We start from the raw sequence: 24,260 nt of genomic DNA on the forward strand, positions 1-24,260 counted from the left end.
ATCTCACACTCCAAGCGTCTTTGGTAAGGTGTGTATTAACCAGATGGTACATTTTGAGCATAACAACAGATGCCCCAGACGATCCTCGTACTCAACGGCCCTAACCTGAACCTGTTGGGCACCCGCGAGCCGGCCACCTATGGCCACGAAACCCTGACCGATATCGCCGAGCTGTGCCGCCGTACCGGTGAAGCCAACGGCCTGGCCATCGACTTCTTCCAGACCACCCACGAAGGCGCGCTGATCGAGCGTATCCACGCCGCTCGCGGCCAGTACGCCGGCATTCTGATCAACCCGGCCGCCTGGACCCACACCTCCTTCGCCATTCGCGACGCGCTGGCCGCCGTCGAGCTGCCAGTGGTCGAGGTCCACCTGTCCAACGTGCACAAGCGCGAGCCCTTCCGTCATCACTCCTACGTTTCGCCCGTTGCCATCGGCGTGATCTGCGGGCTGGGCAGCCAGGGTTATCGCCTTGGCCTGGAATATTTCGCCAACCTGCTCGAGACCCGCCCATGACCCCCTCCCCAACCCGCTCCGTATTGGCCGGTCTGATCGGCGCTGGTATCCAGGCTTCGCGCACCCCGGCGCTGCACGAGCATGAAGGCGATGCGCAGGGCATCCGCTACCTGTACCGCCTGATCGACCTGGACAAACTCGGCCTGGATACTAGTGCCCTGCCGGATCTCCTCACCGCAGCCGAGCGCATGGGCTTCACCGGGCTGAATATCACCTTTCCGGCGAAGCAGGCGGTGATTCCGCTGCTCGACGAACTCTCGGACGAGGCCCGCGGCATTGGCGCCGTCAACACCGTCGTCCTCAAGGATGGCAAGCGCGTCGGCCACAATACCGACGCGCTTGGCTTCGGCGAGGGGCTGCGCCGCGGCCTGCCAGATGTCGCACGGGAGCATGTGGTGCAGATGGGCGCCGGTGGTGCCGGCGCCGCTGTCGCCCATGCGCTACTCGTCGAGGGTGTGCAGCGGTTGAGTCTCTTCGACGTGGAACCGGCGCGGGCGCAAGGACTGGTCGACAATCTCAACGCAACCTTTGGCCCGGGCCGCGCGGAAGTGGGGCTTGACCTGGCGGGGGCCATGGCCGACGCCGACGGGCTCGTCAATACCACGCCCGTCGGCATGGCCAAGCTGCCGGGCACACCGCTGCCAGTCGAACTGCTGAACGCCCGGCATTGGGTCGCGGAGATCATCTACTTCCCGCTGGAAACCGAACTGCTGCGCCACGCCCGTTCGCTGGGCTGCCGCACGCTGGACGGCGGCACCATGGCGATCTTTCAGGCAGTCAAGGCGTTCGAGCTGTTCACCGGCGTCGAGGCGAATGCCGAACGCATGCAGGCCGACTTCTTGGCGATGTGATCAGGCCTGCAGGTATCGCAACACCGCGTCGCTGATCATCTCGCGGTGTCGCGCCCGCACGGGTGCATCGTGCAGCTTGATCTGAAAAATGTGGCCGAAGGTATGCCGGTTGGAGTTGCGGTAGAAACAGAAGGAGTTGATCAGCAGGTGCACGTCGAGCGCCTGCAGGCCCGGCCGGAAGACCCCCTCCGCCTCGCCACGCTGAAGGATCTGATCGAGCAGTTCCAGCGCCGTATTGCTCATCGAGCGGATGGCCTCGGACCGTTTCACGTACTCGCCGTGGTGAATGTTCTCGACGCAAACGATGCGGATGAAACCCGGGTTGCGCTCGTGATCATCGAAGGTGAATTCGACAAGACGGCGCATCGCCTCGCGGGGCTCGAACTCGGCGAGCTGAAGCGTGCGCTCGTTGTTGCGTATGTCACCGTAGAGCCGTTCGAGCACCCGCAGGTAGAGCTGCTCCTTGTTGCCGAAGTAGTAATAGATCATCCGCTTGGAGGTACGGGTGCGTTCGGCAATGGCGTCCACCCGGGCACCGGAAAGCCCCTGCTGGACGAACTCGGCAATGGCGGCCTCGAGGATGTCGCGACGGGTCTTCTCGGGATTGTTCTTGCGCCCGATACGGGGCGCCTTCTCGGCGTCGTTGCCGGTTTCCGGGGCGTTGGCAGCTTGCTTCATTGTTATATCTGTCAGGCCAGGGCTCGCGGAGGATTATGCACCGCGCCGCGTCGTTGATGTACCGGCATGGGCTAAACCCGCGGCGCCGCCGACGGGCCGCTGCGCGCCTTGGCCATGGCGGCCAGACGTACCGCCACGTTGGCCGCGCCATAGCCGGCGTAGCCGTTCTTGCGCTGCAGGATCTCGAAGAAAAACCGGTCTTCGAAGGGTTCGGTGTAGACGTGAAAAAGCTCGCCACCCTGTGCATCGCGGTCGTAGAGCACGTTGTAGTAGGCCAGCTCGCTCAGGAACTCATCGTCGAAATCGAAGCGCGCCGCGAGATCGTCGTAGTAGTTCAGAGGGATATCCAGCAGCGGCACACCCGCGTCTTTCGCGCGGTTCACCTCGGTGAAAATGTCCTGACAATCGAAGGCGATGTGGTGCACGCCCGAGCCGCGGTAGCTTGATACAGCATGCGAAATCGCCGTGTTGCGGTTCTCCGAGATGTTCAGCGGCAGGCGAATGCTGCTGCAGCGGCTGCGGATGGCGCGACTCTTGACCAGCCCGTAGGGGTCGGGCAGCACCACTTCGTCGTCGGCCTGGAAATCCAGCGAGGTCTTGTAGAACAGCACCCATGAATCCAGCCCATCGGCCGGCAGCGCCATCGCCATGTGGTCGATGCGCTGCATCCGGCCGGTAGGGGTCGCGGCCTCATCGAGGATGAAATCTTTGTCGTAGATGGTCGCGCCCGGCTCGCGATGCTCGACCAGGTAAATCAGGCTGCCGTCCGGCGCCCGCACTGCGGGAATTTCCGTCTCGTTCGGGCCAACCAGTCCGCGGTAGGGCTGCGCCTTGAAGGCGACAGCACGGTCCAACGCGGCGGCAGCGTCACGCACGCGAAGCGCCGTGGCGCAAAGGGACGGTCCATGGGCTTCGAAGAAGTTGTGCCCGAACGAATAGGGCTCGGCGTTGAGCACGATGTTGATATCGCCCTGGCGCATCAGGCTGACCGCCTTCGAGCGGTGTTTTCCGGCGCGGGCGAAGCCCAGGCGTTCCAGCCAGCCGGTCAGTTTGGCCGCGCAGGGTTCGTCGACGGCGAACTCGAGGAATTCGACCCCTTCGTAACGGCTGGCTTGCGCAGGCTCGAACAGCGTATCGAGCCGTGCGGTATCGGCGGGCCCCTTTTCCAGCACCTGGCGAGTCTTCTCTTCGAGGTAGAGCAGCGAACGCAAGCCATCGGCAGCGTTGCTGCGCGGCGGCGCGGCGCGGAACCCGTCGTTGAAGATCTCCAGAGACAGGGGCCCGGTGTAGCCAGTGCGCATGATGGGCGCGAGGAAGTTCGGCAGGTCGAACTCGCCCTGCCCTGGGAAGCAGCGGAAGTGGCGGCTCCATTCCAACACGTCCATCGCCAGGACCGGCGCGTCGGCCATCTGCACGAAGAAGATCTTTTCCGCCGGGATGTCGGCGATGGCGCTGGGATCGCCCTTGAGCGACAGGGTGTGGAAGCTGTCGAGAATGGCACCGAGCGCGCGATGATCGACCTGGCGTACCAGGTTCCAAACCTGCTGGTAAGTGTTGACGTGACGGCCCCAAGCCAACGCCTCGTAGCCGATCCGCAATTGCCGTGCACCGGCCCGCTCGGCGAGCAGCGCCAGGTCGTCGGCCAGGATGCGCTCATCGCCCAACGCGTCGGGCTGGACGTTACTGCACACCAGCACCAGATCCGTGCCCAGCTCTTGCATCAGGTCGAACTTGCGCTCGGCGCGGTCGACGTTGCGTTGCAGGCGCTCGCGCGGGCAGCCTTCAAAATCCCGGAACGGCTGGAACAGGGTGATTTCGATGCCCAGGTCCTGACACAGGCGGCGGATGTCCCGCGGGCTGCCCGAGTAATAGAGCAGGTCGTTCTCGAAGATCTCGACGCCGTCGAAACCGGCCGCGGCGATGGCTTCGAGCTTTTCGGGGAGTGTGCCACTCAACGAGACGGTAGCGATCGAACGGTGCATGCGCTTGGCTCCTGGTCGATGGCGAGGCAGGCGCCGTCTAGCGGTCGCCTCGTCCATAGGGCGCCGGGCCGTGCCCGACTGTGCCTCCGATCTTCGCGCGCACACGCTGCCCAGGCAAACCAAATGTACTAACCGGTGAGTTTTATCGTTCGATAATCGAACGCTGTTTTTGTAATTCGCGGGAACGCGGTGTGCGCGCATTTCGGTGTAGTTCTCGGGCAGCGCATACATTGGTTGGCGTAAAAGCGTCGCTCACCGAGCGCTACGCGCCGCGGCCCGCAAACCCCGGAGTAGCTGCGCCTTGTCCAATATGTTCGAACCGGTTAGTTTTCGTTCGGTAATCGGCCAAACCAAATTGCGCCACGCTCACGCTGCTCGCACTATGCGTCCAAACACGACGGCGGCCACGACCGCTTGCTACCAATAATAAGAGTGCCTTGCCCATGAACAGCCCCGCATCGTTCGGCCAGCTCACGAGCCAGCCGCATCACCAAGCCCCGGCTCCAGGCTCGGCACGCAGCTCCGTCAGTCCGGCCGCAGCGCCGACCCGCTACGCTTGCAGCTCCCCTACTGCCCAAAGCCCGGGCGAATCGACGACGGAGCACGCTATGAAAGCACCTAAAACCCGCCTGGTCGGCGAACTCGCCTTCGGCCTGCTGTTGCTGGCGCTGAGCCTCGTCATTGCCTATCTGGCCTACGGCATATCCGGTTTCTCATCGCTCAATTCCGCAGGGGCCTTCCCGCTGGGCATCAGCTTCGTCATGGTCGCCTCGGCGCTCTGGTGCCTGGGCGAGTCGCTGCTCAGCAAGCCGGCCACCGTCAAAGGCATGGCCGCGCTGAAGCAGTTCTGCCGCGAGCATCTGCCGGTCCGGGTGGTGGTGTTTCTAGGGATGGCGGTCGCCTACCTGATGCTGATGGACTGGGTCAGCTTCTACGTCGCAACCTTCGTCTTCACCACCGCCTGCATCGTCTATCTGCGCAGAGGCGGCGTGTTGCTGGCGCTGGGCGTCAGCACGCTTGCCCTAGCCGTCATTTACCTGCTGTTCACACTCGTGTTCAGCGTCTACCTGCCCTGAGGCCGATGTCATGAGCGAAGCCCTCACCTACTTCACCATGGCCTGGTTCGATCCCGGCCTGCTGATGCTCACCGCGCTCGGCACCTTCGCCGGTATCTACATCGGCGCAATTCCCGGCCTTTCGGTGACGATGGCGGTGTCGATCCTGGTCTCCTTCACCTTCGGCTGGGAGGTCAACCAGGCGCTGTCGCTGATCGTCGGCATCTTCATCGGCGGTGTGTATGGCGGCTCGCGCAGCGCCATCCTGCTGAACATTCCGGGCGCACCTTCTTCAGTCGCGACGGCCTTCGATGGCTACCCACTGGCAAAGCGTGGCGAGGCCGGCCAGGCCATTGGTTTGAGCACCGTGATGTCAGTGATTGGCGGGCTTGTCGGCACGCTGCTGCTGGCCACCGCCGCTCCGCTGATCGGCGAACTTGCCCTCAAGTTCGCGCCGCGAGATTACTTCCTGATTGCCGGCATCGGCTTGCTGCTGGTCGGCAGCCTCGCCAAAGGCTCGCTGGCCAAGGGCATTTTCGCCGCGGCCTTGGGTGCCATCATCGGCATGGTCGGCATGGACCCGGTCACCGCGGAAGGTCGTTTTACCCTGGGCCGTATCGAGCTGATGGGCGGCATCCATTACGTTGTGGTGATGATTGGCCTGTTCGGCGTCGCCGAAGCCTTCTCCATGATGCACAACCTGGACACGGCGCCCGTGCGGCAGAAGGTCGACAAGATCGTCCCTTCGCTGGCGATGGTGCTGAAGTTTCTGCCACTGTCGATCCGGACCTCGATCATCGGCGTGGTGGTTGGTGTGCTGCCCGGCGTTGGCGGTGACATCGCCGCCCTGATGGCCTATGACCACGCCAAACGCAGCGTCAAGAAGCCCACCCGCCCCTTCGGCGAAGGTGCCTACGAGGGCCTGGTGGCGCCGGAAACCGCCAACAGCGCGGCCGTCGGCGGTGCTTATGTGCCGATGCTGACCCTCGGCATGCCCGGCGACGCCGTCACCGCGGTGATCATCGGCGCGCTGGTGATCCATGGCCTTAACCCCGGCCCCATGCTGATGGTCGAGAACCCGCATATCTTCTGGTTCACCGTGGGCAACCTGGCGCTGGCCAACATCTTCCTGCTGATCTTCGGCCTGGCCGGCATCAAGCTGTTTGCCAAGATGGTGGAGATTCCAAAGCCCGTGTTGGTCCCGTTGATTCTGGTGCTGTGCACGGTCGGCACCTACTCGATCAACAGCAGCATGACCGAGGTGTACTGGATGCTCGGCTTCGGCCTGCTCGGCTACTTCCTCAAGACCTTTGGCTTCCAGATGGGTCCGGTAATCCTCGGCGTGATCCTCGGCCCGCTCATGGACACCTCGTATCGCCAGGCAATGTCCTCGGTCGGTGACAACCCCGTCGCGTTCCTCAGCGAGCTGGTGACCAACCCACTGTCGCTGATCCTAACCGCCGGCCTGGTGCTGATCCTGCTCGGCAATACACCCCTGATGGGCCTGCTCAAGCGCCGCAAGGCTGCTGCGCCGGTCTGAAACCACCCTGCTAGAACAACAACAATGGAGTCACTGCAATGCTTAGGAAACTGATCGCAACTGCAACACTGACCGCAGCCGCCGCTGCGCTCTCCCTGCCCACGTTCGCGGCTTATCCGGAGCGCAACATCCAGGGCGTGGTGCCCTGGGGTGCGGGCGGCGCCACCGACATCGTCATGCGCAGCCTGACGCCGTACGTTGAAAAAGAACTGGGCGGCAAGTTCATCATCAACAACCGCACCGGCGGGACCGGGGTGATCGGCAGCAATTCTGTACTGCAGGCGCGCCCGGATGGCTACACCGTGCTGATGGCCGCCGAGAATGCCCAGCTGTACCCCTTGCTCGGCCTGGCGGAATTCGACTACGACGCCTTCGAGACAATCAACATCATCGGCCAGAACATCGCTGTCATCGCAGCGCCGGCCGACAGCCCCTACAACTCCATGGCCGACGTGCTCGCCGCTGCCAAAGCCGACCCGAACACCCTGCGCATGGGCGTGACCGGCGCTGGCGGCCTGCCGGGGTCCGTCCACGCGATGATCGAGGCGGTCGGCGATCTGCCGGTTCGCGAAGTGACCTTCGCCGGCGACGGCCCGGGTATCACGGCGATGTTGGGCGGGCACATCGACTTCATGCCGCTCAGCCTGATCGCGGCGCGCGAGATGATCACCTCCGGCAAGATCAAGGGTCTGGCCGTGGTCGCTACCGAGCCACTGCCGCAACTGCCTGGCGTCGAGCCGATCACCAAGGCGCTGCCAAAGATGGAGAGCTACCTGCCCTGGGGCCCGTTCTGGGGGATCTGGGTCCGCAAGGAGACGCCTGACGACGTCAAGCAGAAGCTCAGCGATGCCTTTGCCAAGGCCGTCGGGAGCGAGGAGTTTCAGAGCTTCCTGAAGAACCTGGGCGCACAGCCGCTGAACCTCAAGGGCGACGAGGCCAAGCAGTTCCTCGATCGCTGGCAGTCGGTCACCACTTGGTCGCTGTATGAAGCCGGCGCCAGCAAGGTCTCCCCGGAAACGCTCGATATTCCCAAACCCTGACCGCACCGCTTCACCCAAAGAGCCCGGCGCCTCACGCCGGGCTTTTTCGTTCCGCCCCGATTTAGCGCTCGTTCATCGCCCCTCGTCCGCTGCTACGCCCCGCCGCTCCGCCTGGAAAAAAACCCGCCGGGAGGATGTCGCCATCCTTGCCGATCCGCAGGCTTTCGCTCACGCCATTCGCCTACCAACGGCGAGCTGGCGACACGCTGGCAGTACCTGACAACAACAAAAAAGGACTATCGCGATGAACCCGCAAGCCTCCATGCGCCTATTTCGACCCACCCTGCTCTGCGCCGCCTTGCTGGCGGCCATGCCCTCACATGCCGTGGATTTCCATGGCTACCTGCGCTCGGGCGTCGGTACCACGGCCGGTGGCGGCGACCAGGCCTGTTTCCAGGTGCCGGGCGCGCCGGCCAAGTATCGGCTCGGTAATGAATGCGAGACCTACGCCGAGATCGGTCTGGGCCAGGAGCTGTACAACGAGGGCGGAAAGCGCTTTTACGTTGACAGCATGATTGCCTACCGCTCTGACCAGGGTAACGACTGGGAAGCCAGCGGCACCGACACAGACGCCGGCGCCAACAATCCCTTCGACGAAGCGGGCACCACCTCGATCCGCCAATTCCATGTGCTTGGTGAGAACGTCATCGACGCCCTGCCCGGCGCGACGCTCTGGGCCGGCAAGCGCTACTACCGGCGCAACGACGTACACATCAACGACTACTACTACTGGGACGTATCCGGCCCCGGCGCTGGCATCGAGGACATTGACCTCGGCTTCGGCAAGGCGCACATCGCCTGGATGCGCAACACCGATGGCGACTGGACCTACCAGGGCAGCGGCACCGGAACCAATATCGCCAACGACACCGTGGATCTGCGCCTGTCCGACGTGGCCTTCAACCCGGGCGGCAAGCTGGAGTTCGGCTATGACTACGGCAAGGCCAACCTCACCGACGAGCAAGAGCGCGACCCGGGCTACACCGATCAGAAGGGCCACCTGGTCACCGTGCAGCACGAGCAGAGTGGTTGGTTCGGCGGCTATAACAAGCTGGCGGTGCAATACGGCACCGACGGCATCATCGGCAGCAGCGGGCGCAACAGCACCGGCAACAGTGACGGCACCATGTTGCGGGTGGTCAATAGCGGCGTGGTCGCGGTCACCGATGACATCGAGATGATGTACGCGCAGATCTACGAGGACCGCGACCTGGACAACGACGCCGGGCAGACATGGCTCTCCTTTGGTGTGCGTCCCGTCTACAAGTGGAGCGACGTAATGAGCACGGCCTTGGAGTTCGGCTACGACCGTATCGACCCGCAGGCTGACGGCGAACGCACGCGTGACCTGAAGAAGATCACCCTGGCTCAACAGTGGTCGGCCGGGCGCAGCTTCTGGGCACGGCCGCAGATTCGTGCCTTCGCCACCTACGCCATGTGGGACGGCGACCGCTACAACGCCGCCAGTGAGTCCATCGATGCCGGTGACGACGACGGCCTGACCTTCGGCGTGCAGGTCGAGGCCTGGTGGCAGTGACCGATGGCGCCCACTCCCGGGCGTCTGATTGAGTGCTCCTTCCGCCGCTCCAGCGGACTTGGCCTCGGTCGGCAGGGCTGCAGCGCAGCGCGTCGCAGCTCCCGGCAGAGGCCCTTTTTGATTGAGGTGTCCCATGCACGCTTACCGAATCGCCGCCTGGCTGATCGGCCTCGGCCTACTGGCCGGTTGCGCCAGCGATCCCCTGCGCCGGGTCGATGCGCTGACCCAAAGCTCCGCCCCACTCGACATGCCCATCGACCACGCCCATGCCGCGCTCGATGCCGCACCGGTGTGCTGCACCAGCCTGCGCGAGTTGCCGTACCAGCCCGTGGCGTTGGATTTCGCTGGCGACGTCCCCATCGATACCGGCGCGCCCGCCTTTGCTTTCGACACGGGCAAGAGCTTCCTGCGGGCGTTCCAGCTGCCAGCGGGCGACCGATCGTTCGAGCTGCGCCTGTACAGCCAGGCCGGCGCAACCGTGCTCGCGCCACGGGCGATGCTGCTCGACAGCCGCTTTCGCATCACCCGCTTGCTCGATGCTGACGACTTTACTTACGCGCCAGCCAGCGGTTTCAAGGGCGACAGCCTGGACACACGCCTGCGCATTGATCGCCGCTACCCGGACAACCCGGCCAGCGAACGTTACCTTGTGCTCTATACCGACAACGAGCAGATGCGCGGCCAGACGTCGATGCAGCACCCGGCCAAGGCCTACGCCCGTGCGCTGGGCAACCAGCCGCCGAACATCGCCGACCCGGTAGCTCAGCATGCGCCGGTCGGGATGGTGCGCATGGTGTTGGTCGCCGACCGCGACGCCGCCAAGGCGGCCGGCCATTACGTGCCGCCATACAGCACGGGTCGCGAGATGGGGGTGGAAGTGGCCAGCGAACCACGGCCGGACGTGTTGCCCGAAACGCGCGCGTACTATCGCCAGGGCATCGACGCCGCGCTGGCCAGCCGTGATATCGAGCGCGCCCTGCGTCTGGCCGACGAAGCCGTGCGAACTGGCGACCCGAGTGCCCGGGCCTATCTGCTCGAACGCATCGAGATCAAATGAGCGCCGCTAGCGCCCGTCCCCACGAAGCCTGCCGACTTCGCCCTGAAGCCGCTGACGGCTGGCCTCGGCGGCGGGGATGGGCGAGCTGGCGATGAGTTCGACGCGGGACCAGATGCGGCGAAAAAAGCCCTTGTGCGGGGCACGGCTGAAGAAACTGCCCCACAGGCCGCGCAGCGCCATCGGCACCACCGGCACTGGATCGCGTTTCAGGATGCGTTCGACGCCAGCCTTGAATTCGTTGATTTCGCCGTCGGCGGTCAGCTTGCCCTCGGGAAAGATGCACACCACCTCGCCGTTCTGCAGGTAATGGCTGATGCGCTCGAATGCGCGCTCGAAGGTCGCCTCGTCCTCGTGGCGCGCGGCGATCGGTACAGCGCCGGCCGTACGGAAGATGAAGTTCAGCACCGGCAGGTTGAAGATCTTGTAGTACATGACGAAACGCACTGGCCGCCGCACCGCGCCCGCGATCAGCAGTGCATCGACGAAGGACACATGGTTGCAGACCAGCACGGCGGGACCTTCCTCGGGAATCGCATCGAGCCCCTGCTGGCGCACCCGATACATCGAATGCCCGAGCAGCCAGACCAGAAAGCGCATGCTGAACTCGGGCACGATGCTGAAGATGTAGGCGCTGACCGCCACGTTCATCAGCGAGGCCACGAGGAACAGCTGCGGTATCGACAGCCCGGCCACGCTCAGCAGCAAGATGGCGATCAGCGCCGAGCCCACCATGAACAAGGCGTTGAGAATGTTGTTCGCCGCCACCACCCGCGCGCGCTCGTGCTCGGCGGTGCGCGACTGGATCAGCGCGTACAGCGGCACGATGTAAAGCCCGCCGAACATGCCGAGGCCCAACACCGACAGCAGTATCCACCAGGCCTGGCCGATGGCGAGCAGGCCGAGCCAGTCATACGGCGCGTCGGGGACGGGAAAGCCCCCCGAATGCCACCACAGCAACAGGCCGAACAGGGTCAGTCCAAAGGAGCCGAACGGCACCAGGCCGATCTCGACCTTATGCCCCGAGAGCCGTTCGCAGAGCAGCGAGCCGAGGGCGATGCCCACCGAGAACACCGTCAGGATCAGTGTCACCACCGTCTCGTCGCCGTGAAGCAGCACTTTCGAATAGGCCGGAATCTGCGTCAGGTAGGTCGCACCGAGAAACCAGAACCAGGAATTGCCGACCAGCGAGCGCGACACCGAAAGGCGTTGGCCCAACCCCAAGCGCATGATGGCGCCCGTCTGGCGAAACAGGTTCCAGTCCAGCCGCAGCGTTGGCAGCGACGCCCCGGTAGCCGGCACGCCGCGGCTGGCCAGATAGCCCAGCACCGCCACCAGCACCACGCCGGTCGCGACGAGCTCGGCATAGGCCTCGCTGGCCATCATCACGCCAGCGGTGATGGTGCCGGCGAGGATGGCAAGGAAGGTGCCCATTTCCACCAGCGCATTGCCGCCGACCAACTCGTGGTCTTCGAGCAGCTTGGGCAGGACCGAGTACTTCACCGGCCCAAACAGCGCCGATTGCGTACCCATGCAAAACAGCACCGCAAGCAGCAGCGGCAGGTTCCCTAATAGCATCCCTGCCCCACCGGCCAGCATGATGACGATCTCACCCGCCTTGATCGCCCGGATCAGACGCTCCTTGGCGAACTTCTCACCGAGCTGCCCACCCAGCGCCGAGAACAGGAAGAACGGCAGGATGAACAACAAGGCGCAGAGGTTGATCAGCAGGCTGGAATCGGCACTCGAACCGATGCGGTAGAGAATCGCCAGGATCAACGCCTGTTTGAACAGGTTGTCGTTGAACGCACCCGACAGCTGGGTAAGAAAGAACGGTAGAAACCGCCGCTTGCCGAACAAGGTGAACTGCGAGTGGGGAGTGTTCATCGATCCGGTTCCATGGAAAAGAAGGTGTGGTTGCGTCGCGCGAGGCTATCGGTGGCGCGTTACAGCGGCAGCTGCCCAAACGCCCAGCGCAGCAGGAAAAAGCCCAACAAGCCGCCGGCGATGGTGGCGAGCAGGTTGCGAGTCAGCGCGGCGATGGCGATCGACAGCACCCCGGCCAGCAGGTAGGCGTTTCGCCAGTCCAATGCCCACTCACCCTCGGGCATCAGCATGCCGGGCACGACGATGGCAGTCAGCACGGCCACCGGTACGTAATGCAAGCCTTGCTCGATCAGCCGCGGGAAGCGCAGGTTCGGCCAGGCGAAAAAGCTGTAGCGGGTGGCGAAGGTGATCGCCAGCATGCCAAGGATCAGCAACCAGGTCTGCATCAGCACGCCTCCCCGACTACACGCTGCTCTTCGCGGCGCTCCAGCCAGACGCCGACGACGATGCCCGCCAGCGCCGCGGCGACAAGTCCGAGCTTGTAGGGCAGCGACCATGTCATCAGCGCGACGGCTGCGGCAACCAGTGCCGAGACCACCTGCGGACGGGTCCGCATCATCGGCACGGCGATGCCGATAAAGGTCGCGATCATGGCGAAGTCCAGGCCCCAGCTCGCCACGTTCGGCACCGCCTGGCCAAAGGCGATGCCCGCCAGCGTTGCCAGTTGCCAGCTCAGGTACATGGTCAGCGCGGCACCGAAGAAGAACCAGTGTTTGTCGGGAGAACTGTCGTCTCGCGCATAGCGATGCTGGATCACGGCGAAGGCCTCGTCGGTGAGCCAGAAGGCCAGCGGCACCCGCCAGCGGCTCGGCAGATGGCGCACAAAGGGTTGCATCGAGGCGCTGTAGAGCGCGTGGCGAAGGTTGACGATAAAGGTAGTCAGCAGTACCACTGCGGCACCGACCCCACCGCTGATCAGCGTGACGGCAATGAATTGCGCCGACCCGGCGAACACCAGCGCGGACATGCCCATCGCCTGCCAGCCGGACAATCCGGCGCCGACCGCCAGGGTGCCGAAGATAATGCCGAAGGGCACCGCACCGACGATCAGCGGCAAGATATCGCGGCAACCGTGCATGAACTCCTGCGAGCGGGACATCGAGGCTCCTTGGGCTTTGCTGCGCAGCGAAACCGTCGCGCGCGGATGGCGCCGGCGCAAGCGGAATGCGTGGAAAAAGAGCGTCAGACATTACCTCAATCCGGGGTGTACGGGCGATGCCCGGACGTGCGCCCGATCGCGGATCGCATCAGGCGATGGTGCCGGCCTCCAGCGCAGCCTTGATGGCCGGCCAGTCGCGGTCCGTGATGCTGTAGAGCACGGTATCGTCCAAGCGCCCATCAGCGAGCCGGCGGTGGTTGCGCAACAGCCCTTCTCGCTGCGCACCGAGCTTTTCGATCGCGCATTGCGAGCGCAGGTTGCTGCTGGCGGTCTTGAGCTGCAGACGCACCAGCTGCCAATCCTCGAAGGCGTGCTTGAGCAGAAGAAACTTGATCGAGGCGTTGAGGCCGCTGCCGTGCTCGGCCTTGTCCAGCCAGGTCCACCCCAGTTCGGCAGACGGTAGCTCAGGGTGGAAGTCGGCAAAGCGCGTAGTGCCGACGATGCGATCGGCAACCCTTAGCGTGAACACTACGGCGCGATCCTCACGCTGCTCGGCCAGCGCGGTGCGATACCAATCCGGCCGCAACGGGCCGTTCAGGTAGATGAGTTCGTCGCGATTCCGGTCGGCCAGTTCGACCAGGCTCGGAATGTCGGCCTCCATGAGCGGGTCCAGACGCAAGGCTCCTCGCTGCAGGGCGACCGGGCGCGGCGTGAACATCGTTTCTCTCCAGGCAACAAGGTGGGTATGGCTGTTGTGATCGCCGGTGTCGGCCGAAAGTGCCCACCGCGGCGTGCCGTCGATCCGCCGCCGGGCGGCCCGAGCTGACCAGCGAGCGCAGCCAGCGCTGCCCATGGCGAGTCGGAGCGGTCTACGGCGGCACTTTCGCCCAGCAGGGCCGCGACGACCAGCCTCATGCGACGATGGTCGCAGCCCCGACACGGCGGGCCGTTTTGCTGCGAAACTCCGCGCAGTCATCTACTAATTACGGCAGCGCCCAGTGCCGGACCCTTCGTAGCCGCGCCACGCCCAACTCTCACGACCGTGCCCTGGCACCGGCTGCCTGCGTCAGCCATGCAGGCCGGCTCGATGGGCGGCTCGCGTTCGAAGGCCCGGCTCTGTCGCTCCTTTGTTTCTGTCGTTGGAGTTCGCATGTCGTTGTCCGGCGGGCTGATCGCATTCGTCGCCCTCACTTACATGGCCGTCCTGTTCGCCATCGCCTTCTATGGCGATCGCCAGCGCAGCGAATTGTCGCCGCGCATGCGCGCATGGGTCTACAGCCTGTCGCTGGCGGTCTACTGCACCAGCTGGACTTTCTTTGGCGCGGTAGGTCAGGCCGCGGAGCAGCTATGGTCGTTTTTGCCCATCTACCTCGGGCCTATCCTGCTGATGCTGCTGGCGCCGCAGGTCATCCAAAAGATGATCATGATCAGCAAGCAGGAGAACATCACCTCCATCGCCGACTTCATCGCCGCCCGTTATGGCAAATCACAGTTGCTTGCGGTGGTGGTGACACTGATCTGCCTGGTCGGCGTGCTGCCCTACATCGCCCTGCAGCTCAAGGGCATCGTGCTGGGCGTCAACCTGCTGATCGGCAATCACAGCGAAGCCGCCGCCGGGTCCGGGGCACAGGACACGGCGCTGATCGTCTCCATGGTGCTGGCGCTGTTCACCGTGCTGTTCGGCACTCGCAACCTGGACGTGACCGAGCATCACCGCGGCATGGTGCTGGCCATTGCCTTCGAGTCCCTGGTCAAGCTGTTCGCCTTTCTCGCGGTCGGTGCCTTCGTCACGTTCGGCCTTTATGACGGCTTCGGCGACCTGTTCAATCGCGCCCACGATTCCTCGGAGCTGGCCTCGTTCTGGGAGGAGACGGTCAATTGGCCGGCCATGTTGGTACAGACGACCGTTGCGCTGATGGCGATCGTCTGCCTGCCGAGACAGTTCCACGTCACCGTGGTGGAGAACATCGAGCCGCGCGACTTCCGCCTGGCGCGCTGGGTCTTTCCGCTCTATCTGGTGCTGGCCGCCGTGTTCGTCATCCCGATCGCACTGGCCGGTCAGATGCTGCTGCCCAGCGGCATCAGCCCTGACTCGTTCGTGATCAGCCTGCCACTCGCCGAGTCGCACCCGGCGCTGGCGATGCTCGCGTTCATCGGCGGCGCCTCGGCGGCGACCGGCATGGTCATCGTCGCTAGCGTCGCACTCTCGACCATGGTGTCGAACGACATGCTGTTGCCCTGGCTGCTGCGCCGCAAGGAAGCCGAGCAGCCATTCGAGGTGTTTCGCCACTGGATGCTGTCGGTACGCCGGATCAGCATTGTCGCGATCCTGCTGCTGGCGTACGTCAGCTATCGCCTGCTCGGCTCCAGTGCGAGCCTGGCGACCATCGGCCAGATCGCATTTGCCGCCCTTACTCAGCTGGCCCCGGCGATGGTCGGCGCGCTGTACTGGAAGCAGGCCAATCGCCGAGGCGTATTTGCTGGCCTGACCGCCGGCGCGCTGATCTGGATGTACACCTTGATACTTCCGCTGCTCGGCTGGCCGCTGGAGATGTTTCCAGGGCTGCAGTGGATGTACACCGCCGACCTGCCCTTCAACACCAGCGCCCTAACGCTCGGCGTCACCCTCTCGTTGGTGGGCAACGCGACGCTGTTCTTCTGGGTTTCGATCCTGTCGCAGACGCGCGTCGCGGAGCACTGGCAGGCCAGCCGCTTCATTGGCCAGGAAATCCATTCAACCGCAGGTAACCGTCGCCTGCTTGCGGTGCAAGTCGAGGACCTGCTGTCGCTGGCCTCTCGCTTCGTTGGCGCCGAGCGCGCCGAGTTGAGTTTTCAGCGCTTCGCCCGTCGTCACGGTCACGACTACTCGCCCAAGCAGCAGGCCGATGGCCAGTGGATCGCCCATACCGAGCGCCTGCTCGCCGGCGTGCTCGGGGCCTCGTCCACTCGTGCGGTCGTCAAGGCGGCGCTGGAAGGCCGCGACATGCAGGTTGACGACGTAGTGCGCATCGTCGGCGAAGCCTCGGAGGTGCTCCAGTTCAACCGGGCGCTGTTGCAAGGCGCCATCGAGAACATTACCCAGGGCATCAGCGTGGTCGATCAGTCCCTGCGCCTGGTGGCCTGGAATCACCGTTACCTGGAAATGTTCGAGTACCCCGAGGGGTTGGTCTACATTGGTCGCCCCATCGCCGACATCATCCGCTACAACGCTGAACGCGGCCTCTGCGGCCCGGGCAACGCCGACACCCACGTCGCCAAGCGCCTGTACTGGATGCGTCAGGGCCGTGCACACACGTCCGAGAGGACCTTCCCCAACGGCCGAGTGGTCGAGCTGATCGGCAACCCGATGCCAGGCGGCGGTTTCGTCATGAGTTTCAGTGACATCACCGCCTACCGCGAAGCCGAGCGGGCGTTGAAAGACGCCAACGAAAGCCTGGAACAGCGTGTCAGCGAGCGCACCCAGGAGCTGTCCGAACTGAACAAGGCACTGAGTGCGGCCAAGAGTACCGCCGAGGCAGCCAACCAGTCGAAGACGCGCTTTCTCGCTGCGGTCAGCCATGACCTGATGCAGCCGCTCAACGCCGCACGTCTGTTCTCTGCCGCGCTGTCGCACCAGCACGATGCGCTGCCGCGCGAAGCGCAGGACCTGGTCCGCCATCTGGACAGCTCGCTGCGTTCGGCCGAGGACTTGATCTCTGACCTGCTGGACATCTCAAGACTGGAAAATGGCCGCATCACACCGGAGCGCAACCCCTTCCCTCTGTCGAACCTGTTCGACACCCTGACCACCGAATTCACCGTGCTGGCCGCCGAACAGGGCGTGCAGTTCCGTGTGCACGGCAGCCGGCTGCGGGTCGACAGCGACATCCGCCTGCTGCGCCGTGTGCTGCAGAACTTCCTCACCAACGCCTTCCGCTACGCCAAGGGCCGAGTGGTACTTGGTGTCAGGCGCCAGGGTGATTCGCTGCGCCTGGAAGTCTGGGATCGAGGCCCGGGCATTGCCGAGGACAAACTGCGTGTCATCTTCGAGGAGTTCAAGCGCCTGGACAGCCACCAGACGCGCGCCGAGAAAGGGCTCGGCCTGGGCCTGGCGATCGCCGACGGCTTCTGCCAGGTGCTCAGCCATCCACTGGCGGTGCGCTCCTGGCCGGGTAAGGGCAGCGTGTTCAGCGTGACCGTACCCGTCGCTCAGCAGCTGGTCCGCCCCGTCGCCAAGAACGGTGGCCAGGACACGCAACCTACGGCGCTTACGGGTGTGCAGGTGCTGTGCATCGACAACGAGGACAGCATCCTGGTCGGCATGAACAGCCTGCTCTCGCGCTGGGGATGCCAGGTCTGGACGGCGAGTAACCGCGCCGAATGCGAGGCGCTGCTGCGCGAGGATGTGCGGCCGCAACTGGTGCTGGTCGATTATCACCTCGACCATGGCGAGACCGGTTCCGACCTCATGGCCTGGTTGCGCACGCGCTTGGGTGAACCCATCCCGGGCGTGGTGATCAGCGCTGATGGCCGGCCAGAGCTGATTGCCGCGATCCACGCCACCGGGCTGGATTTCCTCGCCAAGCCGGTCAAGCCCGCGGCGCTGCGCGCGCTGATGAGTCGCCACGTTCCGCTGCACTGAGCCGGGTGCGCTTGCTCCAGCGCAAGCCGCCGCCTCAGCGCACCGGCTAGACTGATGCCATCACGGTAAACCGGCGGCCTCTCTGATGACCCTAGACACCCTGCTCGACCTCGCCACGGCCCTGGGTGTCGGCTTGCTGATCGGCACCGAGCGCAGTTGGAGCAGCCGTGAGAGCCGCGATGAAGAACTGGCCGGGCTTCGCACCTTCGGCCTCGCCGGGCTGTTCGGTGGGCTCGCGGTGCTGGCGGCGGGCGCGTTCGGCGAATGGGCCTGGATCGCACTCTTTCTCGCCCTGGCGCTGTTGGTGGTGGCCGGTTATCTGGTCGAGTCCCGCTATAGCGCTGACCACGGCATGACCACCGAAGTCGCGCTGCTGCTGACCTTCCTGCTCGGCAGCCTGGCGATGACCGAAAGCCGCCTCTTGGCCGCTGCCGTGGCTATCGTCGTCGCCCTTCTGCTCAGCCTCAAGGCACGCCTGCATGGCGCGCTGAACCGCCTTAATGAGAATGAGCTGAGCGGCGCGCTGAAATTGCTCTTCATCTCCGTGGTGCTACTGCCGGCACTGCCAGACCAGGGCTACGGCCCCTGGCAGGCGTTCAATCCGTACACCACCTGGTGGATGGTGGTGCTGATCGCCGGGATTGGTTTTGCCGCCTATGTCGCCATCCGCCTGCTCGGTACGCGCCATGGGCTGATGGTCACTGCGTTGCTGGGCGGTATCGTGTCCTCCACGGCGATGACCATCACCCTTGCCCGCCTGGATGCGGACCGGCTGCGCCCGGCGCTGGCGGCCGGCCTGTTGGCGACGTCCGCGCTGATGTTTCCCAGGGTGCTGCTGGAAGTCGGGGTGATCAACCCGGCGCTGCTACCGCAGCTGCTGGCGCCCATGGCCACCGCCGGCGCGATTTACGCCCTCGGCGCGCTCTTTCACTACCTGCGTGCGGCCCAGCAACCGGAAAGCCCTGCAGAACCGCCGCTGAAGAACCCCTTCGAGCTTGGGCCAGCGCTGCGCTTCGCCGGCCTGCTGGTCTTGATCCTTCTGCTCGTCGAGGGCGCCCAGCATTGGCTGGGCGATGCGGGTGTCTATCTGGTATCGCTGCTGTCGGGCCTGACCGACGTGGATGCGATCACGCTGTCGCTCTCCAACAGTGCGCGCGCCGACCTCAGCGAGGGGGTTGCAGTGCGCGGCATCTTCCTGGCGGCGCTGAGCAACAGCCTTGTCAAGGCCGGATTGGTGCTGTTCATCGGCGGGCCGGCGCTGGCAGTGCGTACGCTGCCGTTCATGCTGGGCGGCCTGCTTGCGGGGCTCACGGTGCTCTGGTTAGCCTGATTTCGGCGGATCAAAGCTCTTCGCTGGTTTCGACCGGCGTATCCGCGCCCGCGCGCTCGAGCCAGTCGGCGGGCAGGCGCTTGCTGGCTCGAGCGCCGAGCAGCTTCAACTGCTCGGTACGGCCGACCAGGTTGCCGCGCCCATCGGTGAGCTTGTTACGCGCGCCGACGAACGCCTTGTCCAACTGCTGCAGGCGGCTGCCGATCTCGTCGAGGTCGGCAATGAAGGCGACAAATTTGTCATAGAGCGCACCGGCCCGCTCGGCGATCTCCCGTGCATTCTGGCTTTGCCGCTCCTGCCGCCAAAGGCTGTCGATCACGCGCAGCGTTGCCAGCAACGTGGTCGGGCTGACGATCACGATATGCCGTGCGTAGGCCTCCTGGAACAGCTCAGGATCGGCCTGCAGCGCGGCGGCGAAGGCTGCCTCTATGGGCACGAAGAGCAACACGAAATCCAGGCTCTGCAGCCCTTCTAGACGTTGGTAGTCCTTGATCGACAAGCCCTTCAGGTGATTGCGCAGCGACAACACGTGCTGTTTGAGTGCGAGCGCGCGGTCGCCCTCGGCCTCGGCACAGGTCAGGGCCTGATAGGCGGTGAGGCTGACTTTGGCGTCGACCACCACCTGCTTGTCGCCCGGCAGCTGAATCAGCACGTCTGGCTGGAAACGCTCGCCATCGGCGCTGCGCAGGCTCACTTGGGTGTGGTATTCGCGGCCTTTCTCAAGCCCGGCATGTTCGAGCACGCGTTCGAGGATCAGCTCGCCCCAGTTGCCCTGCGTCTTCTGCCCCTGAAGGGCTCGGGTAAGGTTGGTCGCCTCATCGCCCAGGCGCTGGTTGAGCTGCTGCAGCCGCTCCAGCTCACGGGCCAGGGAAAAGCGCTCGCGGGCCTCGTGCTGGTAGCTTTCCTCGACGCGCTTCTCGAAGTGCTGGATGCGCTCCTTCAGCGGATCGAGCAACTGCCCGAGGCGTGCCTGGCTGGCTTCGGCGAAACGCTGCTCGCGCTCCTCGAAGATCTTGCCGGCGAGTTCTGCAAACTGGGCCCGCAGCTCGTCGCGCGCACCCTGGAGGTCTTCCAGGCGTTGTTCGTGGGTCTTCTGTTGCTCGCTGAGCTCGGCTTTGAGGGCGGCGTGAGAGGCGCTGAGTGCGCGCAGCTCAGCCTGCTGCGCGTCGCGCTCGGCTTGAAGGTCGTCGAGGGTTTCCCGGGCTTCCATTCGCTGCGCCTGCAACCACTCGGTTTCCCGGCGCAGCACTGCCACTTCGGCCTGGAGCGCAGCGCGTGCGGCCTGCAGATCGGCCTGTTCTAGGCGGCTCGATTCGAGCTGAGCACTAAGCCCCTCCTGGGCCATCGCCGCCTGGCTCAGGCGTTCGTCGAGAAGCGACAGCTGCGCCTGCCGCTCGGCCAGGCGCCGTTGCAGCGTGAATGCCACGGCGGCCAGCGCCAGGCAAAGGCCACCGAGCCCGGTCAACAGATAAAGAGGATCGAGGGGCATGGGCTACTCCGGCTGAATTGCCGCGCAGTATAGCCACCGCGCCCCGCGTGGTCAGGCGGCGCTGCCGCCCTGGCGCTTGCCGGGCAGACGCTGAAGCATACGCGACGCCTCGGTCGATCCCTGGGCCGCGGCCTGCTCGAGCCAATGGCGGGCCTTGGCGAGTTCGCGGTGTTGGGGCTGGCAGTACAGCTGCCCGAGCTCAAGTTGGGCCTGGCGATCACCCGCACGGGCCGCCTGGCGCAGCAGCTCGAAGCCGATACGGCGGTCACGCTGGCTGTCGCAATCGTGGCAGAGCAGCCGTCCCAAGCGGCTCTGCGCTTCCACTACGCCTTCCAGCGCCGGCTGCTTGAGCATCCGGCCGGCAATGCGTTTAACACTTTTGGTCTGTCCCAAGTGCTGGCTGTTGAGCAGCCACAATGCCATGCGCATCGGCAGGCGTGTCGTGCTGGAGGTGCTGTCGACCGGAGTCGAAGCGAGAGGACGGGTTCTCATGATCACCGAAAGCTTCGGGGGAACAAGGGCGCGCACTCTACTCTTTTTTTTTCAGAGTTAAAGACTTGCAAAATCTGGCGAAACGCGATCTCTGTCACAGGTTATTTAATCCACAGAAGCTGTGGATAACTCAGTGGACAAGCGGATGACAACCTCGCCGAACGCCGATGATTCGGGGGCTTCGGTTAAACTGGCGATTTTTTCACCATCGAAAAATATCTTTATTTTTCATATACTTAAATATCGATCTATACCGCTTGTACATTGAACGCCCTTTGTCATAAGCGCTTGACAAGGGCTGCGCCCGAATGTGCACAAGTTTGGCGCAACTGCCCTGCAACAGCCGTAACAAGCGGGTTTCGGGCGATTTTTCAGGCATCAGCGGGAACCTTTCTGAACGCAGCCGGTCGTCGACTCGCATCGCCATGGTGCACTTCGCCAACGACGCCAAGCCCCTTATGCTGGGCGACCGATTTCACGGAGCGACCCGATGTCCCGGCTAAGGCGCAACCTGCTATTCAGCGCATTCGGTGTGGCCTTGGCGCTTGTGCTTGCTGCGCTCTATGCACAGCATCGCTGGGCTGCATTCCAGCGGGCCGAGCACATCGAGACGCTGGAACTGGATGGCTTGCGTCTTTCGACGAACGGTATCGCCCTGCGACAACTTGTCCTGGTCCAGGCGCGCCCCGACGGCGCCCGTCTGCAGCTAGAACTGGATGATGTGCGGGTAGGCCTCGCAGCGCAGTGGCGACCGCTCCCACTTCAGTCTTTGGTCATCGCATCCGCGCGCATCGCCTGGCAACCTCCCACGCAGCCACCCGAGACCGCCGACCCACCCGCGCTACCCGAACCGGACGCCTGGCGACGCATGGTGGCCTGGATTCCGCGTGAGGGCCGCATCGACCGGCTACAGGTCGAGCTGCCCTGCCCAAGTGGCAGATGCCAGGAGCATGGTCGGCTCGACTGGCAACATGCTGGCAGCGACGGACTACCGGCATCCCTGCAGCTCGTGCTCGAACGCGGCGATAACCAGCTTGGCCTCGTCGCCCAGGCCCGGGCCGATGCATCAGCCCCATCCCACGACACCCTGCTCGATCTCGAACTGCAATTCGACGGGCAACCCCGCCTGACGATGCAGAATCGCTTCGAGCCGCAGTCCGGCAAAACGCGCTGGCTCGGCTCGCTGAGCCTGACCGAGCTACCCGAGGCGCCCTGGCTGCTGACCTGGCTCGGCGACTGGTTACCCGAGCCGCCGCCCCCACTGCCCACGCTGCCGGAACAGATGCGTGTCGGTGCCGGCTGGGACGTCGTGCTCGACCACGACACCCTGCTTCAGGACAGGACGGCCGTGAACGGCAACCTTCGGCTGTCGGCGAACCTCCCAACCCCGTGGCCGGTGCTTGGCCTCGGGCAGGTTCAAGGCCAACTGGACCTCAGCGCAACGGCTGCCGATGGCACCTGGTTACCGCTTGATCTCGCCGCCGACCTCTCGCTGCGGCCGGATGCCGCGCACACCGCCATATTGCCGCCGGCGCTGCGCCCGGCGGCGCTCAGCCTGAAGATCACCCCGGCGTCACCGAACGCAGCAGCCGCCCTCCCTCTCGACCTGCAGCTGGCCGCCAGCGGGCCGGCGCCGTTCTCGCTCGATGGCCGCGTTACCTTGCAGACGGCGGCACCCTATACCGCCTCGTTCGACGCCCTGCGCCTGGTCTTGCGCAGCCCCTCGGTGCAAGGGCCGGATATCGACCTCAACGCCGTTGCCGCAGATCTGAGACTCGGCGGCAGCCTGACTCCGGAAACCGCGGCGATCCAGCTCGGCAAGGGATCGCGCGTGACGGTGGGCAACCTGCGAGCGGCCAGTGCCGAGCTCAGCGCCAGCGCCGTTGCGCTCGACCTCGCCGGAACAACGTTTGACGCCACTTTCGCGGGCGGCGCGGCGTCGCCATTCAGCCTGACCGGCAAGCCCGCCATTACCCTGAGCGAGCTGAAGCACCCCAACTTGCGCACACAGGGTTGGCGATGGAATGGCACGCTCGAAGGCAACAACAACCGCATCGCGCTCGCTGGCCCCCTTGCCAACGACGCCGGGCTTACCTTGCCGCTGACCCTGACGCACGACCTCGCTGCGGGGGCGACGCAACTGGACGCGCGCCTGCCCGAACTGTTCTTGCGCGCCGGCAATCCGCTGTCGACAACGCTAGCCGACTGGCCATCCGTACTGACCCTTGGCACAGGCCGCCTGCAAGGCCAGGTGACGCTGCAAACAGCGCCCGGCCGCACGCCAGCCGCCACGGCCACGTTTAGCGCGAAAGGCGTCGGCGGCATCTATGACCGAACCGAGCTCAGCGGGCTGGATGCCCAGGCGACGCTGACGCTCAGCAACGACGTGCTGCGCGTCGACCTGCCCGAACTGACATTGCGCGAAGCCAACCCAGGCTTCACCTTCGGCCCATTGCGCCTCGATGGCAGCTTCAGCGGCCCGCTCGAAAACCTTGCCCAAGGCCGCGTGAGCTGGCGTCTCGCCGAACTCATGCTGCTGGGTGGCCGGCTCTGGCTGGAGCCGGGCGTAGCGGATCTCGCTGCTGCGACGCAGCGGATCGATGCGCACCTACGTGGGCTGCAACTCCCTGCGCTGCTCGAGGCTTATCCAGCAGAAGGCCTGACAGGCACCGGCGTGATCGACGGCGAGCTGCAACTCCAGCGCAGCGACGCGGGCATCAGCATCGAACAGGGCTCGCTGAACGCGCGGGAACCGGGCGGCGCGCTGCAGTTCCGCTCGGCGAAAATCCAGGCACTCGGCCAATCGAACCCGGCGATGCGGCTGGTGACCGAGGCGCTCGACGACTTTCACTACGACCTGCTCACCGGCGACGTGCATTACGCAGCTAGCGGCGCGCTGACCCTGGGGCTCAAGCTGCATGGTCGAAACCCTGCGCTCGAGGGCGGCCGGCCGATCAACTTCTCGATCAACCTGGAAGAAGACATCCCCGCCCTGCTGACCAGCCTGCAACTGTCCGACCGTGTCAGCGAGACCATCCAGCGGCGTGTGCAGGAGCGGCTCGGCCAGGAGCGTAAATGAGCACCGCAAG

At 64.7% G+C, this 24,260-nt stretch carries 18 protein-coding genes; 10 read left to right on the forward strand and 8 right to left on the reverse strand.

Annotated features, from left to right (window positions below):
* Positions 1-69 precede the first annotated feature (69 nt).
* The gene (gene aroQ, locus M1D78_RS13775) at positions 70-516 is read left to right on the forward strand and encodes a type II 3-dehydroquinate dehydratase (protein WP_437420558.1); all 447 of its coding nucleotides are present in this window, start codon (positions 70-72) and stop codon (positions 514-516) included.
* Positions 513-1,367 carry a shikimate dehydrogenase gene (locus tag M1D78_RS13780; protein ID WP_437420559.1) on the forward strand — a complete coding sequence of 285 codons (855 nt, stop codon included), beginning with the start codon at positions 513-515 and terminating at the stop codon, positions 1,365-1,367. The genes aroQ and M1D78_RS13780 overlap by 4 nt, the downstream gene beginning before the upstream one ends.
* Here the strand turns inward: M1D78_RS13780 and M1D78_RS13785 are convergent, their stop codons facing one another.
* Both M1D78_RS13785 and quiC read right to left on the reverse strand, forming a co-directional pair.
* Positions 1,368-2,045 carry a TetR/AcrR family transcriptional regulator gene (locus M1D78_RS13785; RefSeq protein WP_437420560.1) on the reverse strand — a complete coding sequence of 226 codons (678 nt, stop codon included), beginning with the start codon at positions 2,043-2,045 and terminating at the stop codon, positions 1,368-1,370.
* 71 nt (positions 2,046-2,116) lie between these two features.
* Complete coding sequence (gene quiC, locus M1D78_RS13790) at positions 2,117-4,027, reverse strand: 3-dehydroshikimate dehydratase QuiC (RefSeq protein ID WP_437420561.1); 1,911 nt, start codon at positions 4,025-4,027, stop codon at positions 2,117-2,119.
* A 608-nt stretch (positions 4,028-4,635) separates the two neighbouring features.
* Here quiC and M1D78_RS13795 point away from each other — a divergent pair.
* The 5 genes from M1D78_RS13795 to M1D78_RS13815 all read left to right on the forward strand — a co-directional run bounded on the left by M1D78_RS13795 (position 4,636) and on the right by M1D78_RS13815 (position 10,256).
* Entirely contained in the window at positions 4,636-5,103 is a 468-nt protein-coding gene (locus tag M1D78_RS13795) for a tripartite tricarboxylate transporter TctB family protein (protein WP_437420562.1), read from the forward strand.
* A gap of 10 nt (positions 5,104-5,113) precedes the next feature.
* Complete coding sequence (locus M1D78_RS13800; RefSeq protein WP_437420563.1) at positions 5,114-6,622, forward strand: tripartite tricarboxylate transporter permease; 1,509 nt, start codon at positions 5,114-5,116, stop codon at positions 6,620-6,622.
* A gap of 38 nt (positions 6,623-6,660) precedes the next feature.
* Complete coding sequence (locus tag M1D78_RS13805) at positions 6,661-7,662, forward strand: tripartite tricarboxylate transporter substrate binding protein (protein WP_437420564.1); 1,002 nt, start codon at positions 6,661-6,663, stop codon at positions 7,660-7,662.
* A gap of 244 nt (positions 7,663-7,906) precedes the next feature.
* On the forward strand, positions 7,907-9,199 hold the full coding sequence (locus M1D78_RS13810) for a maltoporin (protein ID WP_437420565.1): 1,293 nt from the start codon (positions 7,907-7,909) through the stop codon (positions 9,197-9,199).
* Positions 9,200-9,332: 133 nt separating this feature from the next.
* Positions 9,333-10,256 carry a MalM family protein gene (locus M1D78_RS13815; protein ID WP_437420566.1) on the forward strand — a complete coding sequence of 308 codons (924 nt, stop codon included), beginning with the start codon at positions 9,333-9,335 and terminating at the stop codon, positions 10,254-10,256.
* A gap of 6 nt (positions 10,257-10,262) precedes the next feature.
* Here M1D78_RS13815 and M1D78_RS13820 read toward each other — a convergent pair whose 3' ends face one another.
* The 4 genes from M1D78_RS13820 to M1D78_RS13835 all read right to left on the reverse strand — a co-directional run bounded on the left by M1D78_RS13820 (position 10,263) and on the right by M1D78_RS13835 (position 13,957).
* On the reverse strand, positions 10,263-12,140 hold the full coding sequence (locus M1D78_RS13820) for an MFS transporter (RefSeq protein WP_437420567.1): 1,878 nt from the start codon (positions 12,138-12,140) through the stop codon (positions 10,263-10,265).
* A gap of 59 nt (positions 12,141-12,199) precedes the next feature.
* Entirely contained in the window at positions 12,200-12,526 is a 327-nt protein-coding gene (locus M1D78_RS13825) for an AzlD domain-containing protein (protein ID WP_437420568.1), read from the reverse strand.
* Positions 12,526-13,239, reverse strand: a complete 714-nt coding sequence (locus tag M1D78_RS13830) for an AzlC family ABC transporter permease (RefSeq protein WP_437420569.1) — start codon at positions 13,237-13,239, stop codon at positions 12,526-12,528. Before M1D78_RS13830 ends, M1D78_RS13825 begins: the two co-directional genes overlap by 1 nt.
* A 148-nt stretch (positions 13,240-13,387) precedes the next feature.
* Positions 13,388-13,957 carry a GNAT family N-acetyltransferase gene (locus tag M1D78_RS13835; RefSeq protein ID WP_437420570.1) on the reverse strand — a complete coding sequence of 190 codons (570 nt, stop codon included), beginning with the start codon at positions 13,955-13,957 and terminating at the stop codon, positions 13,388-13,390.
* A gap of 432 nt (positions 13,958-14,389) precedes the next feature.
* Here M1D78_RS13835 and M1D78_RS13840 point away from each other — a divergent pair, with 432 nt between their 5' ends.
* The gene (locus M1D78_RS13840; RefSeq protein ID WP_437420571.1) at positions 14,390-17,860 is read left to right on the forward strand and encodes a hybrid sensor histidine kinase/response regulator; all 3,471 of its coding nucleotides are present in this window, start codon (positions 14,390-14,392) and stop codon (positions 17,858-17,860) included.
* Between the two features lie 85 nt (positions 17,861-17,945).
* Positions 17,946-19,190: an MgtC/SapB family protein gene (locus tag M1D78_RS13845; protein WP_437420572.1), complete on the forward strand. Its 1,245-nt coding sequence runs from the start codon at positions 17,946-17,948 to the stop codon at positions 19,188-19,190.
* A 10-nt stretch (positions 19,191-19,200) separates the two neighbouring features.
* Here the strand turns inward: M1D78_RS13845 and rmuC are convergent, their stop codons facing one another.
* Both rmuC and M1D78_RS13855 read right to left on the reverse strand, forming a co-directional pair.
* Positions 19,201-20,679, reverse strand: coding sequence for a DNA recombination protein RmuC (gene rmuC / locus M1D78_RS13850; protein WP_437420573.1), 1,479 nt, complete (start codon positions 20,677-20,679; stop codon positions 19,201-19,203).
* Positions 20,680-20,730: 51 nt separating this feature from the next.
* Positions 20,731-21,102 carry a tetratricopeptide repeat protein gene (locus M1D78_RS13855; RefSeq protein WP_437421320.1) on the reverse strand — a complete coding sequence of 124 codons (372 nt, stop codon included), beginning with the start codon at positions 21,100-21,102 and terminating at the stop codon, positions 20,731-20,733.
* Between the two features lie 559 nt (positions 21,103-21,661).
* Between M1D78_RS13855 and M1D78_RS13860 the strand changes: the two genes are divergently transcribed.
* Positions 21,662-24,250, forward strand: a complete 2,589-nt coding sequence (locus tag M1D78_RS13860) for a YdbH domain-containing protein (protein ID WP_437420574.1) — start codon at positions 21,662-21,664, stop codon at positions 24,248-24,250.
* Positions 24,251-24,260: the final 10 nt, after the last annotated feature.

It is taken from the genome of Pseudomonas sp. SA195 (assembly GCF_054131565.1).

Excerpts from the sequence above, each read along its gene's own strand:
- aroQ (WP_437420558.1), top strand. The coding sequence starts at position 70 with ATGCCCCAGACGATCCTCGTACTCAACGGCCCTAACCTGAACCTGTTG.
- M1D78_RS13785 (WP_437420560.1), bottom strand. The coding sequence starts at position 2,045 with ATGAAGCAAGCTGCCAACGCCCCGGAAACCGGCAACGACGCCGAGAAG.
- M1D78_RS13825 (WP_437420568.1), bottom strand. The coding sequence starts at position 12,526 with ATGCAGACCTGGTTGCTGATCCTTGGCATGCTGGCGATCACCTTCGCC.
- M1D78_RS13805 (WP_437420564.1), top strand. The coding sequence starts at position 6,661 with ATGCTTAGGAAACTGATCGCAACTGCAACACTGACCGCAGCCGCCGCT.
- M1D78_RS13830 (WP_437420569.1), bottom strand. The coding sequence starts at position 13,239 with ATGTCCCGCTCGCAGGAGTTCATGCACGGTTGCCGCGATATCTTGCCG.
- M1D78_RS13820 (WP_437420567.1), bottom strand. The coding sequence starts at position 12,140 with ATGAACACTCCCCACTCGCAGTTCACCTTGTTCGGCAAGCGGCGGTTT.
- quiC (WP_437420561.1), bottom strand. The coding sequence starts at position 4,027 with ATGCACCGTTCGATCGCTACCGTCTCGTTGAGTGGCACACTCCCCGAA.
- M1D78_RS13780 (WP_437420559.1), top strand. The coding sequence starts at position 513 with ATGACCCCCTCCCCAACCCGCTCCGTATTGGCCGGTCTGATCGGCGCT.
- rmuC (WP_437420573.1), bottom strand. The coding sequence starts at position 20,679 with ATGCCCCTCGATCCTCTTTATCTGTTGACCGGGCTCGGTGGCCTTTGC.
- M1D78_RS13835 (WP_437420570.1), bottom strand. The coding sequence starts at position 13,957 with ATGTTCACGCCGCGCCCGGTCGCCCTGCAGCGAGGAGCCTTGCGTCTG.
- M1D78_RS13810 (WP_437420565.1), top strand. The coding sequence starts at position 7,907 with ATGAACCCGCAAGCCTCCATGCGCCTATTTCGACCCACCCTGCTCTGC.
- M1D78_RS13845 (WP_437420572.1), top strand. The coding sequence starts at position 17,946 with ATGACCCTAGACACCCTGCTCGACCTCGCCACGGCCCTGGGTGTCGGC.
- M1D78_RS13860 (WP_437420574.1), top strand. The coding sequence starts at position 21,662 with ATGTCCCGGCTAAGGCGCAACCTGCTATTCAGCGCATTCGGTGTGGCC.
- M1D78_RS13795 (WP_437420562.1), top strand. The coding sequence starts at position 4,636 with ATGAAAGCACCTAAAACCCGCCTGGTCGGCGAACTCGCCTTCGGCCTG.
- M1D78_RS13855 (WP_437421320.1), bottom strand. The coding sequence starts at position 21,102 with ATGGCATTGTGGCTGCTCAACAGCCAGCACTTGGGACAGACCAAAAGT.
- M1D78_RS13815 (WP_437420566.1), top strand. The coding sequence starts at position 9,333 with ATGCACGCTTACCGAATCGCCGCCTGGCTGATCGGCCTCGGCCTACTG.
- M1D78_RS13840 (WP_437420571.1), top strand. The coding sequence starts at position 14,390 with ATGTCGTTGTCCGGCGGGCTGATCGCATTCGTCGCCCTCACTTACATG.
- M1D78_RS13800 (WP_437420563.1), top strand. The coding sequence starts at position 5,114 with ATGAGCGAAGCCCTCACCTACTTCACCATGGCCTGGTTCGATCCCGGC.